Source organism: Streptomyces deccanensis (assembly GCF_022385335.1).
GTDB classification, from domain to species: domain Bacteria; phylum Actinomycetota; class Actinomycetes; order Streptomycetales; family Streptomycetaceae; genus Streptomyces; species Streptomyces deccanensis.
Window position 1 is genome coordinate 8,144,545 of record NZ_CP092431.1, and the last position, 14,286, is coordinate 8,158,830.

Annotated in this window: 10 protein-coding genes; 3 read left to right on the forward strand and 7 right to left on the reverse strand. The window is 70.5% G+C overall.

From position 1 onward, the window contains the following. Positions 1-75 precede the first annotated feature (75 nt). A complete protein-coding gene (locus tag L3078_RS36020) occupies positions 76-1,395 on the reverse strand; it encodes a jacalin-like lectin (RefSeq protein WP_239760596.1) in 1,320 nt (439 codons plus the stop codon). A 263-nt stretch (positions 1,396-1,658) separates the two neighbouring features. On the opposite strand from L3078_RS36020, the gene L3078_RS36025 reads away from it, so the two are divergent. Both L3078_RS36025 and L3078_RS36030 read left to right on the forward strand, forming a co-directional pair. Further along, positions 1,659-3,386 (forward strand): PHP domain-containing protein, encoded by a 1,728-nt coding sequence (locus L3078_RS36025; protein ID WP_239758112.1) that lies wholly within the window; start codon positions 1,659-1,661, stop codon positions 3,384-3,386. Positions 3,387-3,388: 2 nt separating this feature from the next. After that, the gene (locus tag L3078_RS36030) at positions 3,389-3,901 is read left to right on the forward strand and encodes a hypothetical protein (RefSeq protein WP_239758113.1); all 513 of its coding nucleotides are present in this window, start codon (positions 3,389-3,391) and stop codon (positions 3,899-3,901) included. Positions 3,902-3,971: 70 nt separating this feature from the next. Here L3078_RS36030 and L3078_RS36035 read toward each other — a convergent pair whose 3' ends face one another. The 6 genes from L3078_RS36035 to L3078_RS36060 form a co-directional block, all read right to left on the reverse strand. Beyond that, positions 3,972-6,878 carry a glycoside hydrolase family 2 TIM barrel-domain containing protein gene (locus L3078_RS36035; protein ID WP_239758114.1) on the reverse strand — a complete coding sequence of 969 codons (2,907 nt, stop codon included), beginning with the start codon at positions 6,876-6,878 and terminating at the stop codon, positions 3,972-3,974. A 19-nt stretch (positions 6,879-6,897) separates the two neighbouring features. Then, positions 6,898-7,800: a carbohydrate ABC transporter permease gene (locus L3078_RS36040; protein WP_239758115.1), complete on the reverse strand. Its 903-nt coding sequence runs from the start codon at positions 7,798-7,800 to the stop codon at positions 6,898-6,900. Then, positions 7,797-8,762 (reverse strand): carbohydrate ABC transporter permease, encoded by a 966-nt coding sequence (locus L3078_RS36045; RefSeq protein ID WP_239758116.1) that lies wholly within the window; start codon positions 8,760-8,762, stop codon positions 7,797-7,799. The genes L3078_RS36040 and L3078_RS36045 overlap by 4 nt, the downstream gene beginning before the upstream one ends. 23 nt (positions 8,763-8,785) lie before the next feature. After that, on the reverse strand, positions 8,786-10,048 hold the full coding sequence (locus L3078_RS36050; protein WP_239758117.1) for an ABC transporter substrate-binding protein: 1,263 nt from the start codon (positions 10,046-10,048) through the stop codon (positions 8,786-8,788). A 249-nt stretch (positions 10,049-10,297) separates the two neighbouring features. Next, positions 10,298-11,599 (reverse strand): ROK family transcriptional regulator, encoded by a 1,302-nt coding sequence (locus tag L3078_RS36055; protein WP_239758118.1) that lies wholly within the window; start codon positions 11,597-11,599, stop codon positions 10,298-10,300. A gap of 123 nt (positions 11,600-11,722) precedes the next feature. Beyond that, positions 11,723-12,970: an FAD-binding protein gene (locus L3078_RS36060; RefSeq protein WP_239758119.1), complete on the reverse strand. Its 1,248-nt coding sequence runs from the start codon at positions 12,968-12,970 to the stop codon at positions 11,723-11,725. A gap of 168 nt (positions 12,971-13,138) precedes the next feature. Here L3078_RS36060 and L3078_RS36065 point away from each other — a divergent pair, with 168 nt between their 5' ends. After that, positions 13,139-14,146 carry a hydroxyacid dehydrogenase gene (locus L3078_RS36065; protein WP_239758120.1) on the forward strand — a complete coding sequence of 336 codons (1,008 nt, stop codon included), beginning with the start codon at positions 13,139-13,141 and terminating at the stop codon, positions 14,144-14,146. Positions 14,147-14,286 lie beyond the last annotated feature (140 nt).

Sequence of the window (14,286 nt, forward strand, 5' to 3'; positions counted from 1 at the left end):
TCGGGGACCCGGGACGCCAAGGCTACCGCCACGGTGATCAAGGGCCCGGAGGCTGTGCGACCGCTGGAGCGCAGGTCAGCCGATCGGAGCGTACAGGACGCCCAGCTTGTCGATCTCGTCGCCCGAGCGGCCGGTGAAGCCCACGATCTGCCAGCCGGCGGGCGCGGTGAAGGTCTTCGTGTTCGAGGTGGGCGTACCGGAGGCGAGGGTGCGGCCCTTGTCGGTGCCGAAGGAGGCGGAGAAGATCCGGGTACGGCCGTCCTTCTGGCCCTGCGTCAGCTTCACGGAGGTGAGGTGCTCGCCGGCGGCCAGGGTGAGCGAGGTCGCCGTGCCGCCGGTGCCGCCGTGGGTCAGCGTCGTACCGCCGTCGTGCGTGAGCGAGACCGCGTCGAGGCGGGAGCTGCCGCGCAGGGTCAGGGTGCGGGGCGAGACCGTCGAGGGCAGGTCGTCGGCGTCGGTGAACGCCGTGCCGTGCGGGCCGCCGGCGAAGTCGCTGGCCCGGAGCCGGGAGTTGAGGGTCCAGGAGAAGTCGACCGTGTGCGGGAAGTGGTCGGAGAGGTTGGCGCCCGCGGAGTCGAGGAACTTGGCCCAGTCGTTGTTGTAGCGGGTGGCGGTCAGGTTCACCACGTTGCTGTCGCGGAAGAAGACCTTGTCGACGACCTCGCAGTCGTTGGTCGGCGCGGTCGTCGGGCAGACCAGCGCGTCGGCGCCCAGGGCCGGGGCGACACCGCCCTTGACCAGCTGCACCCAGGGGTCCGTGAGCCCGTTCTCGGACACGAGCGAGCGGATGTTGTCGCCGGTGCGCGTGTAGCGGGTGTTGGTGTCCCCCATGACGATCACCGCGTTGCCCGCCGAGTTCGCCTGGATGAACTGCGAGAGCTGGGTGACGTTGGCGCGGCGGGCGGCGAGGGCCGCGTCGTCGGAGTCGGCGTTGGTGTGCACGTTGTAGAGGTCGACGTAGACGCCCTCGTCGAGCCGCACGCGGGCCAGCGAGAAGCCCTTCGGGGTGAGGCAGTTGGTGCCGGTGCAGCTGTTCCACTTCACCCGCTGGAAGTCGTCGAACGCGTAGTCCGACAGCGTGTTGAGGCCGTCGCCGAAGGGCACTCCGCCACTCGTGGCGGTGCGGTAGGGGTGGTTGTCACCCGCGTACAGCGCCGCGTGGTAGTTGAAGTCCTCCTGCACGTTCACGATGTCGTACGCCCCGAGACGCGGCGAGATCAGCGGCGTGTTCTTCTCCGGGCTCCCGGAACTCAGCCCCTCCGGGAGGCCGGCGACGTTGTACGTCAGCACGTTGAACGTGCCGCTCGTGGCGGCCGCGGCGGGCGTGGCACCGGTGGTGGCGAGACCGGTGACGGCCAGCGCACCGGCGGCGAGGGCGCCGAGCAGTCGTCTCAGGGGACGCGTCGGGCTCGTAGGACTCATGGGGCTCTCCGGAGGGCGTGGGGAAGTGAGCGGTGCTCAGGTTCGACGCCAACCAGTGTGACGTGCAAGGGCAGTTGGGGAAACAGTGAGGGACGTGGCGATCCGCCGCATCCATGGCACCCGGTGGCCATGCCGTGATCGTTCGACGTTCATGTCTCACCCCGATCCTCCACAGGCGGCGTGGTCGCGTCGCGAAGGCAGCCGCCGAAGGCAGCGGCATCCGGGAGGCGTTTCACATGGGGCACGGGCATGCGCACGGTCATCACCATCACGGCCACGACCACGACCACGACCACGGTCATGACCACGGGGCCGCGGCGGCCCCGCTCCCCGCGGCCTTCGACGCCGCCGTGCCCGACGAGGAGCTGAGCCCCGAGCAGCGGTCGCGCCGCTCCCTGCTGCGCCGCGCGGGCCTGCTGGGCGCGGGTCTGACGGCCGCGAGCGTCCTGGGTCAGGCGGCGGCGACCGCCCCGGCCCACGCGTCCTCCGGCGGGCGGCGCAGCGGCGGTTTCCTGTGGCTGGCCGGTGACCACCACATCCACACCCAGTACAGCAGCGACGGCAAGTACCGGGTCGTCGACCAGGTCCGCCAGGGCGCCAAGCACGGCATGGACTGGCTGGTCATCACCGACCACGGCAGCGCCACGCACGCCAAAATCGGTGTGGAGAAGGTCAACCCGGACATCAAGGCGGCCCGTGCCGCGCACGAGGACACGCTCGTCTTCCAGGGCCTGGAATGGAACATCCCGGGCGCCGAGCACGGCACGGTCTTCGTCCACCCGGGCCGCAACGAGGTCTCCGTCCTCAAGCAGTTCGAGACCGACTACGACGGCAGTGTGAAGGGCGCCTCCGACTCCACGCCCGCCAACGAGGCCCTGGCGATCGCGGGTCTCGCCTTCCTCGGTGACCAGGTCCGCCGCCGCAAGGTCAAGGACGCCCTGATGCTCGCCAACCACCCGGCACGGCGAGGTGTCGACTCCCCGCACGAGATCCGCGGCTGGCGCGACGCGACCGGTACGGGCCGCCAGATAGCCGTCGGCTTCGAGGGCGCCCCCGGCCACCAGGCCGCCGGCCTGCCCGCACCGCTCGGCATGGCCCGCGCCCGGGGCATCTACGACAACAACCCCAGCGCCAACTCCTTCCCCGGCTACCCCCTGGAGAGCTACCGCACCTGGGGCGGCTTCGACTGGATGACCGCCACCGTCGGCGGCCTCTGGGACAGCCTCCTCGCCGAGGGCAAGCCCTGGTGGATCACCGCCAACTCGGACTCCCACCAGGTGTACGCGGACACCGCCGTACGGGGCGGCCCGGACAGCGACTTCACCGCCAACGGCAAGCACACCGACCCCGTCTACGGCGGAAAGATCGACATCACCCAGGGCGACTACTGGCCCGGCCAGTACAGCCGTACGCACGTCGGCGCCGACGGCTTCTCCTACGCCGCCGTCATGGACGGCATCCGCGCCGGCCGGATCTGGGTCGACCACGGCGGGCTCCTCAGCGGCCTCGACGTCCGGGTCTCCGGCGGCAGCCGCTGGGCCACCCTCGGCGGCGCGCTGCACGTCAAGAAGGGCACCAAGGTCACCCTGACCGTGGACGTGGCCCTGGCCGGGGGACCCAACTGGGCCGGATTCGTCCCCAAGTTGGCCCGCGTGGACGTCATCCGGGGTGATGTGACCGGCACACCCGCCGACAAGGACACCTTCACCGCGCCGACCGCCAAGGTCGTGAAGTCGTACGAGGTGAACAAGTCCACCGGCACGGTCCGGCTCACCTACGAACTCGGCAAGGTCGACCGCCCGCTCTACGTCCGGCTGCGGGGCAGCGACGGCAACCGCTCGGCCGTCGGCGCGCTGGGCGCGGCCGTCGACCCGGCGGGCCCCGCGATCGACGTCGTCGGTGACGCCGACCCGTGGCGCGACCTGTGGTTCTACTCCAACCCGGTCTGGGTCCTGCCCTCGTGACGGTGACGACGCACGCCCTCACCGTGGACGCGGAGGTCAGGGACTTGCGCGCCGCAGATCATCTGCTCCACACGCTGGCGGCCGAACTCGACCTCCCCGAGGGCACGTTCGGCTGCACCCACCTGATACGGGGGGACCGGCCACGGGTCGCCCTGTCCCTCGCGGTGCCGTCCCGGCCGCTCCTGAGCACCGTCCAGGAGCGGCTGGCGGCCCGTGCCCACCAGGTGGCGCCCGGCACCCCGGACGCCATGGGCCGTGCCGTCATCTACCCCGGCGTCACGGCCCTGACCGGCACCCTGACGGTCGCGGACGTCCTCGACCGCTCCGCGATCACCCGGGTGACGGTCCTCGGCTCACCGGCCCGGCCCGCCCCGGACACACCCTTGATGACCCAGGACCACGTACGCCCGCACTGGCACGACGGCGAACTGGTCCTCACCGCCATGCCCGCCGTCGGCGGCACCCTCGTCCCGTTCGAGGTCCCGGAACCGACGCCCTGCTGCGCCGACCACTGACCGCGCCGGGCACACACCCACGTACGTCCGGTACGAGAGTGTGTGCCCGGCATCGACGTCCGACGACGTCCTACGCTCCGGTCGCCGAGAACACGAACGAGAACTCCGTGGGCCTCGCCGTCAGGTGGTACTGGGGCAGGGGGCCCGGGCCGCAGGACTGGGAGCCGATGCCCATCTGGTCGTGGTCGAGGGTGACCCAGACCGTGTCGCCCGCCTGAAGGTCCGTCAGGTGGGTGGCGGCGTCCAACTGTTCGGTGGTCCAGCGGCGGGCCGTGAACGAGAACTCGGGGTCGCCGTCGATGCGCAGTCCGCCCAGCTCCGCCCACCGTACGTCGGGACGGGTGCCGTTCTCCTGCGGGCGGAGGTACGGGGTCTGCAGGTCGTCGACCGTGGAGTGGTGACGGGTCACCATGGAGGCCGACTTGGTGTCGGGGTAGCCCTCGCCGGGACCACCGCCGTACCAGGTCACCGCGTCCGCCGACGACAGCCCGAAGCGGAGGCCCAGCCTCGGCAGCGGGACGGTCCAGTCGCCTTCGGGCTCCACCGACACGGTCAGCTTCAGCCGGGTGTCGTCGGCGGTCCACCGGTACGTCGTGCGCAGTCCGACCTCCCGGGCGGCCGGTGCCACCCGCGTCCGCACGGTGAGCGCGTCCGCGCCCAACTCCACGGCATCCAGGCGGTGTTGTACGCGGTGCAGGCCGAGGTCCCGCCACAGCCTGCTGTAGCAGGTGTTGCCGTTCCAGGCGCCCTCGTCGTTGTCGGTGGTCGCCCGCCACACGTCCAGGCGCAGCCCGGTCACGTCGACGCCGCCGATGGTCTTCAGCGCGCCCGTGCGGACGTCGAAGGAGGCCGGGCCGAGATAGATCAACTTCTCGCTCGCCGTGGGGCCGTCACCGGCGCCCACGGTCGGCAACGGCCGCTCCACCGCCGGGAGTTGGACCCACGCCACCTGGTGGTCCTTCTTCCCCCACGCCGTGTCCTCGGCCAGCAGCGCCCGTACGGTCCACAGCGCCTCGCCCGCCGGTCCGCCGACCGGCGGCTGCGGCAGCTTCACCTCGGCCGACTCGCCGGGCCGCAGGGCGGGCACGGAGAGGGCCCCGGCCTCGATCGTCTTCCCGTCCACCTCGTACGCCCACTCGAAGGCCAGCGAGGACAGGTCCTGGAAGTCGTACGCGTTGCGCACCCGGACCGTGCCGGCCGTGCCGTCGCCGTCGATGCGGACCGGCTCGATGACCTTCTTGAACTCGATCAGACCGGGCGACGGCGTCCGGTCCGGGAAGACGAGGCCGTCGCAGACGAAGTTGCCGTCGTGCAGTTCCTCGCCGAAGTCGCCGCCGTAGGCGTAGCCCAGCGTCGGGTGCTTGATGCCGTGGTCGATCCACTCCCAGATGAAGCCGCCCTGGAGCCGCTCGTGCGCCTCGAAGATCCGCTGGTAGTCGGCGATCCCGCCGGGGCCGTTGCCCATGGCGTGCCCGTACTCGCACTGGATGAAGGGCAGTTGCCGCCGCTTGTGGGTGCCGCCGTCCAGGCGCTCGCCGATCCGCTCGACCTCGGCGTGGTCGGCGTACATCCGGGAGTAGACGTCGGTGTCCCGGCAGTCCCAGTCGCCCTCGTAGTGCACCAGGCGCGAGCCGTCGCGGCCGTGGATCCACTCGGCCATGGCGGTCAGGCCCCGGCCGGTGCCGGCCTCGTTGCCGAGGGACCACATGACCACCGAGGGGTGGTTCTTGTCGCGCTCGACCATGCGGGCCGCGCGGTCCAGGAGGGCCGGTGTCCAGCGGTCGTCGTCGACGGGGTTGTCCCGCCAGTTCTGCTCGGTGAAACCGTGGGTCTCCAGGTCGCACTCGTCGATCACCCAGAGGCCGTACTCGTCGCACAGGTCGAGGAAGGCGGGGTGCGGCGGGTAGTGCGAGGTGCGCACGGCGTTGAGGTTGTGCCGCTTCATCAGCAGCACGTCCTCGCGCATGGTCTCCAGGTCGAGGGAGCGGCCCTTCTCGGGGTGCCACTCGTGCCGGTTGACGCCCTTGAAGAGGATCGCCTTCCCGTTGACCTTGAGCAGACCGTCCTCCAGGACGACCGTACGGAAACCGATCCGCAGCGGGACGCGCTCGCCCGCCGTGACCAGCTCGCCGTCGTACAACCGGGGCGTCTCGGCGGTCCACGGCTCCACCGGGACGGTCACCGGCTCACCGGTCGCGACATCGATGTCGAGGGCGGGCACGAGGACCCGGCCGTCGACGTCGGAGTCGACACGCAGGGTCCCGATGCCGCCGACGTGGTCGTAGGAGGCGTGCACGAAGAAGTCGGCGACGCTGCCCGCCGGGCGGTGCAGCAGGGTGACGTCCCGGAAGATGCCGGGCAGCCACCACTGGTCCTGGTCCTCCAGATAGGAGCCCGCGGACCACTGGTGGACCCGGACGGCGAGGACGTTCCCCGCCGGCTTCAGCAGATGCCCGACCGCGAACTCGTGCGGCAGCCGGGAGCCCTTGAACTCACCGATGTCCGTGCCGTTCAGCCACACCCGGGCGCACGACTCCACCCCGTCGAAGCGGAGCACCGCCCCGCCCTCGTCGAGAGCGGGCCACCCGTCCGGCAGGTCGAAGTACCGCAGATGGTCACCGGTCGGGTTCTCCGACGGCACCCTCGGCGGGTCCACCGGGAACGGGTACAGGTGATTGGTGTAGATCGGCGCCCCGTAGGCCCCGTGGCCCTGCATCACCCAGTGACCCGGGACGGCCACCCGGCCCCAGCCCTCGGCGTCGTACCCCTCGGCGGCGAACGAGTCGTCCTCCGTGTCGGCGGTCGGCGACAGCCGGAAGCGCCAGACGCCGTTCAGCGACAGGGTCCGGGCGTCGGAGGACGCGTACCAGGCGCGGGGCGGAAGGGCCCCGCGGCCCGGCGACACGTCCTCGACGTAGTCGACGGACGAGGTGGCGGCGCCGGTCGTGGCGGTGGTGCCGGTGGTGCGGAAAGACATCGGTCTCCTTGCTTGGTCCCTAGCCCTTGATGCCAGTCTGCGCGATGCCCTGCACCAGCCAGCGCTGGAGGAAGAGGAAGACGAACACCAGGGGCAGGATGGAGATGGCCGTGGCCATGAAGATCAGATGGAAGTTGACGGTCTGGCCGGTCGTGTAGTTCGAGAGCGCGATCTGGACGGTCCACGCGCTCGGGTCCTGGCCGATGACCAGGGGCCACAGGAAGGAGTTCCATCCGCTGATGAACGTGATCGTCGCCATCGCCGCGAAGAAGTTCAACGAGTTGGGTACGACGACCCGCCAGTACGCGCCCATGTAGCCGAGCCCGTCCACCCGCGCCGCCTCCTCCAGCTCCTTGGGGAACCCCAGGAAGTACTGCCGGAACAGGAAGCAGGTGAAACCACTGAAGAGGCCCGGGATGATGAGACCCCGGTAGGTGTCGATCCAGCCGAGGGACGACACCAGCACGAAGCTGGGCACGAACGTCACGGCGGTCGGGACCATCAGGGTGCCGAGGACGGCGTAGAAGACCTTGTTGGCGTGCTTGTACGGGATCCGGGCCAGGCCGTAGCCGGCCAGCGAGCAGACCAGCAGGGTGCCGACGGTGTGCAGGACGCCGACGACCGCCGAGTTCCACAGGGAGCGCGCGAAGTCGACCGACGGGTCGTCGAACGGCTCGCTGATGTTGCCCCACTGGATGTCGGTGGGGAACCACTTCCATTCCTCGCCCGTGATCTCCGGGTCCGTCATGAAGGCGTTGCGGACGATCAGATAGAAGGGGATGAGGAAGAGGATCGCGGCGATGCCGGTGGCGAGGTACAGCCCCGTCGAGCCGATCACACTACCGGTGCGGACCCGGCGCGGCTTGGCCGATACGTCGACCCGGTCGACCCGGTCCGCCGGAGGTGTCGTGGTGGTGGTCACTTGGACTCCTCACCCCTTCCGAATCCCATGATCTTGCCCTGGAGCAGGGTCACGAGGCAGATCAGTACGGTGAGGATCAGCGCGCCCGCGCTGCCCGCGCCGTAGTCCTGGCTCTCACCGAGCGCCTTGTAGTACAGCTCCACCAGCGGCGGTCTGCCCCAGGTGGTCTTGTTCAGCAGGTTGAAGAACTCGTCGAAGCCCTGATAGGCCGCCACGAGCAGCAGCAGGATCACGGCGGTGGAGGTCGCCCGCAGCTGCGGCAGGGTGATGTGCCAGAAGGTCTGCCAGCCGGGCTTGGCGCCGTCGATCGAGGCGGCCTCGTACATCTCCTGCGGGATGTTCTGCAGGGCCGCGATGAAGAGGATCATGTAGAAGCCGGCCTGGAGCCAGAGACGTACGGTCACGATGAGCAGCCAGTACCACGGCGGGTCGGGGCTGGCCAGCCACGCGGTGTTGTCGATGCCGAAGATGCCCAGGAAGGTGTTCGCGAGACCGAAGCGGACACCGTTGAAGATGGACATCTTCCAGATCAGCGAGGCGGCGACGTAGCTGACCGCCGTCGGCAGGAAGAACACCGAGCGGAAGAACGCCCGCATGAACCGCAGCCGGTTCACCATCAGCGCGAGGCCGAGCGAGGTCGCCCAGGTCAGTGGCACGATCAACGCGGCGAAGACGGTGAAGGTGCCGAGCGATCCGATGAAGTCCTCGTCGGTCAGCATCGTCACGTAGTTGTCGAGGCCGATGAACTCGCTCGGCGTGACCGTGAAGCGGGCCTCGAAGAACGACAGGTAGAGGCTCCACAGGATCGGCAGATAGACGAAGATCGCCAGGCCGATCAGGAACGGCCCCGTGAAGAGCCAGAAGTTGAAGGTGGGGGAGCCCCGCAGCCCCCGCCGCGGCTTGGCCGGGGAGGCCAGAGCCGGGGCGGGGCTGGAGACGCCGTCCTTGGTGATGGTCGACATGTCGTGAGTACCTGTCCGCCGGCCTAGCCGAAGAGCTTCTTCAGTTCCTTGTTGACCTTGGCGTCGGCCTTGGTGAGTTCCTTGTCCGGGTCGCCGCCCTTGCGCACGGAGTTGGCGAGGACGTCCTCCAGCGCGGTGATGCTCGCCTGGGTCCAGCCGATGTTGTCGAAGTGGCCGAACTCGTTGAAGAGCTTCACGCCCTCAGCGGGCAGACCCGACTTCAGCTTGTCGGCGGACTCGGCGATCGACGTGCGCGGCGGGATGTGGAAGCCGTAGGAGAGCGCCCAGTCCTCCTGGTAGTCCTTCTGGTCGATCCACAGCCACTTCACGTATTCCTTGGTCTCGTCGACGTTCTTGCCCTTGGCGTTGACGAACATCGACCAGCCGCCGTTGTAGACGGACTGCTTGCCGGCGCTGCCGACCTTCGGGAACGGGAAGATGCCCAGGTCGTCGCCGAGCGCCTCCTGCATCTGCGGCATCGCCCACATGCCGCACCACTGCATGGCGGTCAGACCCTGGTTGAGCGCGGAGGGGTCCCAGAAGTCGGTCGGGGCGTCGAGCAGCAGGTCACCGCTGGTGAACAGCTTGCGCAGCTGCTTGAAGCCGTCGACGACCGCGTCCGTGTGGTAGGCGATCTGGTTCTTCTCGTCCAGGTGCTGGGCGCCGGCCGACCAGATCAGCGGGTTGACCATCGAGTGCAGGGTGTTGCCGAGGTAGGCGCCCTTGACCTTGCTGGTGGTCAGCTTGGCGGCGGCTTCGGCCAGCTCCTCCAGCGTCTGCGGGACCTCGACACCGGCCTTCTCGAACATCGACTTGCGGTAGAAGAAGAACTGCGGGTCGTCGATCATCCGGATGCCGTAGATCTTGCCGTCGACCGTGTGCGACTGGATGTCGGCCTGGTTGAAGTCGTCCTTGACCGGGTCTATCAGGTCGGTCAGGTCCGCGACCTGGCCGCTCTCGATCATCTGCAGCTGCGGGTGGAACTCGAAGCAGTCGGGGGCCTTGTCCGTGAGCAGCGAGGCGAACAGCTTGCTCTCGAAGTTGGAGCCGGTGATCCACTGCGTGGTGACGTTGGTTTCCTTGTAGGCCTTCGCGTAGCGCTTGATGGCCTGCTCGGTGCCCGCCTCGCCGTACGCGTGGAAGTACTGCGTGAGGCCGGCGCCGCCACCGCTGCCGCTCCTGCCGGTGTTGCCGCCGCACGCGGCCAGTCCGCCGGCGGCGGCCAGACCCAGCGCGGCGCGCAGTGCGGTGCGTCGGTCGAAGTTCCTGTTGCTGAATGCCGACATGCTGACGTCCTTGTCTCGAGTACGGCTGCGGCTCTGCGCCGATGGCTCGGCGGCTCAGTGCCTGTTGGCTCAGTGGCTCAAAGAGGCTTGCGGTGCGGGACGTTAACCTTCGGCTAAGGCTTCGGCAAGGGGTTGGACGAAGTCTGTTCGAAGCGTTGTATTCGGTTCGGTGTTCCGAACGTCCGTGCGGCGCAAAGGGGTTGGTGTGGGGTAGAGGGCCGCCGGGGTCAGGGTCCGGCGGCCCTCGGCTCAGGGGTGTTCGCGCAGGCTGTCGCGCTCTTCGGACCGCCCTCGGCGGCGTACGGCGGGCCTGCTCCGCGACATGGCCGGCGCGGCCCGGGTGCCCGGTTTCTGCCCGACCGACTGGAGCGCGCCCTCCAGCGCGAACGTCGCCGCGCCCAGGCACGCCGGATCGCTCGGGATCTGGGAGAGCACGATCTCGGTGGCGGCCATCGGACGCGGCAGCGCGTGCCGGGCGACGGCCTCGCGCACCTCCGTGACCAGGGGCTCGCCCAGGGCGGCCGCGACCCAGCTGCTGAGCACGACCACCTCGGGATTGAACAGATTGACCAGGTCGGCGATCCCGGCGCCCAGATATCGGGCGGTGTCCCGCACCACCTTGACCGCCACCGGATCGTGCCGGGCCGCGCCCCGCGCGAGCGCCGCGATGGTGGCCGTCTGGTCCTCGGGATGCAGCAGGGGGCTGCGCGGGCTCAGCTCCCGGAGGTTCAGCATGATCCCCGGGGCGCCCACGTACGTCTCCACGCAGCCGTGGTTGCCGCAGTGGCACAGCCGGCCGTCCAGCACGATCGTCGTGTGGCCCCACTCGCCGGCGCTGTTGCTCACCCCCCGGTGCAGCCCGCCGTCCAGGACGAGCCCGGCGCCCACACCGGTCCCGAGGGTGATCACCGCGGCGTCCCCGCGGCCGCGGGCGGCACCGAACCACAGCTCGGCCACCGCGACCGCGCGCAGCGGATTGTCCAGGTACAGCGGGTAGGCGATGTGCTCGGTCAGCAGGTCGAGCAGCGGCACGTCGTGCCAGTCCCAGTTGGGCGCGTACTCCGAGATGCCGGTGGCGCGGTCGACCTGCCCCGGCACACTCACCCCGACGCCGAGCACCCGGGCGCCCTCGGTGCCGGCCTGCGCGACGACGGAGCCGACGGCGGCGGCGACGTGCCCCACCATCTGCTCGGGCAGGCTCTCACCCGGGCGGACGTTCTCCTCCGCGCGGGCCAGGACGTTCAGCGCCAGGTCGAACAGCTCGACGTGGACGTACGTCTCCGCGATGTCGACGCCGATCAACGCGCCCCCCGACGCGTTGACGGCCACCAGTCCACGGGGGCGGCCGCCCGCCGAGTCCTCGAACCCGACCTCGGTGATCATGCGGAGGTCGAGCAGCTCGCCGACGAGCGTGGCGACCGTGGCCAGGCTCAGCCCCGTCGCCGCCGCCAGCTCCTGCCGGGAGGTGGGAGACTTGGCGATGATCTGGCGCAGCACCTCGTAGCGGTTCGCGGTACGGATGTCGCGTGAGGTGCGCTTCACCGACGACATGATGCCCTCGATCCCTCCAGGCCATGACGAGGCCTGTTGCCCCGGCGCGGTCGCCAAGGCTATGGCGCGGAGGGGCTTTCTACAAGGGGTTAGGAAAGGGGCTTTACGAAGTCCCCCGACGCCTCAGCCGCCGAGCACCTCCCGTACGAAGGTGTTGCGGAACTTGCCCGCCGGGTCCAGGACTTCGGCCAGCGCCCGGAAATCACCCAGCCGGGGGTACAGCGCCCCCAGGTCCGCCGCCGAGACCGTGAACACCTTCCCCCAGTGCGGCCGGGCCGCGAACGGCGCCAGCACCTCCTCGACCCGCCGGACCACCGGCAGCACGGGCGCCGGGTCCGCGATCCAGGTGAAGTGGAGCGCGACCGTGTCCCGGCCGTGCGCGGGGCTCAGCCACTGCTCGTCGGCGGCGACCGTACGGACCTCACAGACCTGGAGCACCGGCGCGACGACATGCCGGACCCCGTCCAGGGCGTGCAACGCCTCCAGGGCGAACGCACGCGGCAGCAGATACTCCGACTGGAGCTCGTCCCCGCTGCTCGGCGTGAACTCCGCCCGGAAGTGCGGCAGCCGCTCGTGCCAGGGACCGGGCACCCCGAACTGCTCGGTGCAGTTCACCGCCGGCATCCCCGGCACCGGATGCGTCGCCTCGGTCGCGGGCGCCGCCCACGGGAAGTCCGCCTCGGCCCGGTCCACGCGCCCCTTGACCCACGCCTGGTCGAAGCCGGAGTGCTGCCAGCGGGTGAACAGGCTCACGCTGTACGCCGCCGCCGACACCGCGTCGAAGTCCAGCCCCGTCAGGGGGAGTTCACCGTAGACCCGCTGGCCGACCTCGAAGGCCGGCTCCAGGTCGAGGGTGAGCGCGGTGACCACGCCCAGCGCGCCGAGAGAGGTCACCGCCCCGCCGAAACGGTCGTCGCCGCGCGAGATCGTCAGCGTCGTCCCGTCCGCCGTGACCAGCTCGACCTCGCGCACCGCCGCCGCGAGCGGACCGTTGCCGTCACCCGAGCCATGTGTACCGGTGGCCACCGAGCCCGCGACGGAGATGTGCGGCAGGGAGGCCATGTTGTGCAGGGCGAGGCCGTGGGCGTGCACCGCGCGGGCCAGCTCCGCGTACCGGACACCGCCCCCGACCCGCACCGTACGGGCCGCCGTGTCCACCTCGATCTCCGGGGCCAGCCCGGTCAGCGACAGCAACACACCCTCGGGACCCGGCTCGGCGATCTCGTTGAACGAGTGGCCGCTGCCCAGCACCCGCACCCGCTCGCTGCCCGTGACCAGGGCCCGCAGCGCGTCGACCGAGTCCGGCCGGTGCAGCTCCCCGGCGGTGTACGTGATGTTCCCGGCCCAGTTGGTGATGGTCTCGGTGGTCATGCCTGGTGCCCTCCGCCGGCTGTAGCTGTGGAGGGCCATCCTCTCCGCCCGGTGCCCGGGCCGGTTCATTGACCTCCCCACCAGCGCCTGCCTACCGTAGATACCGCTTACTGTCCCCCTGCCGCGCCCGTGTTCCCCCTTGCTCCCGCCCAGCCGGAAGGTCCCTCCTTGCCCGAGCGTCCGCTCGCCCTGTTCGCCATGACCGCCGAGAACGTTCCGCAGGTCTTCCCGCCGGACGTGCTGGCCCGCCTGCGGGAGACCCTGGACATCGACCCCGCCCTGATCGCGGAGGACTTCGCCGATCCCGAGGTGCGGGCGGCGCTGGCGCACGTCGAGGTGCTGGTCACCGGCTGGGGCTGCCCCCGCGTCGACGAGACGGTCCTCGACGCGGCCCCCCGGCTGCGGGCGCTGCTGCACTCGGCGGGCTCGGTGAAGGGCTTCGTCACCCCGGCCGTCTGGGAACGCGGCATCACCGTCTCCACGGCCGCCGCCGCCAACGCCCTGCCCGTCGCCGAGTACACGCTCGCCATGATCCTGCTCGCCGGCAAGGACATCCTCGGCCGCCGCGAACGCCTGCGCGCCGAGCGCGTCTCGCCGGGCTGGGGGTTCGTCCCCGGCATCGGCAACCACGGCCGCCGCGTCGGCGTCATCGGCGCCTCCCGCATCGGCCGCCGCGTCATCGAACTGCTGCGCCCCTTCGACCTGCGGGTGAGCCTCACCGACCCCTACGTCGACGAGACCGGGGCCGCCGCCCTCGGCGTCCCCCTGCTCCCGCTCGACGACCTGCTGCGCACCTCGGAGATCGTCACCGTGCACGCCCCCGACACCCCCGAGACGCACCGCCTCATCGACCGCCGAGCCCTCTCCCTGATGCCCGACGGGGCCGCCCTGATCAACACCGCGCGCGGTGCCCTCGTCGACCATGACGCCCTCGTCGACGAGCTGCGCGCGGGGCGCCTCTCGGCGATCCTCGACGTCACCGACCCCGAGCCGCTGCCCGCCGACTCCCCCCTCTTCGACCTCCCGAACGCCTTCGTCACCCCCCATCTGGCCGGCTCCCAGGGCAACGAGGTCGCCCGCCTCGGCCTCGCGGTCACGGAGGAGGCCGAACGGCTGGCCGCCGGGGAGGAGTTGGCGTACGAGCTCGACCGGGGGGCGCTGGAGCGGATGGCGTGAGCGTGGGCCCCGGGGCCGCGTAGCGGTCGGTGGGTGGCGGCCGGCTGGTGGTCGGTGACGCTTCCACCAGCGGTTTTCGACCCTGGTCGAAAGGGGGCGCGACGGCGCCTCGCCGGTCGGCAGGCTTCGGTGCGGGACAC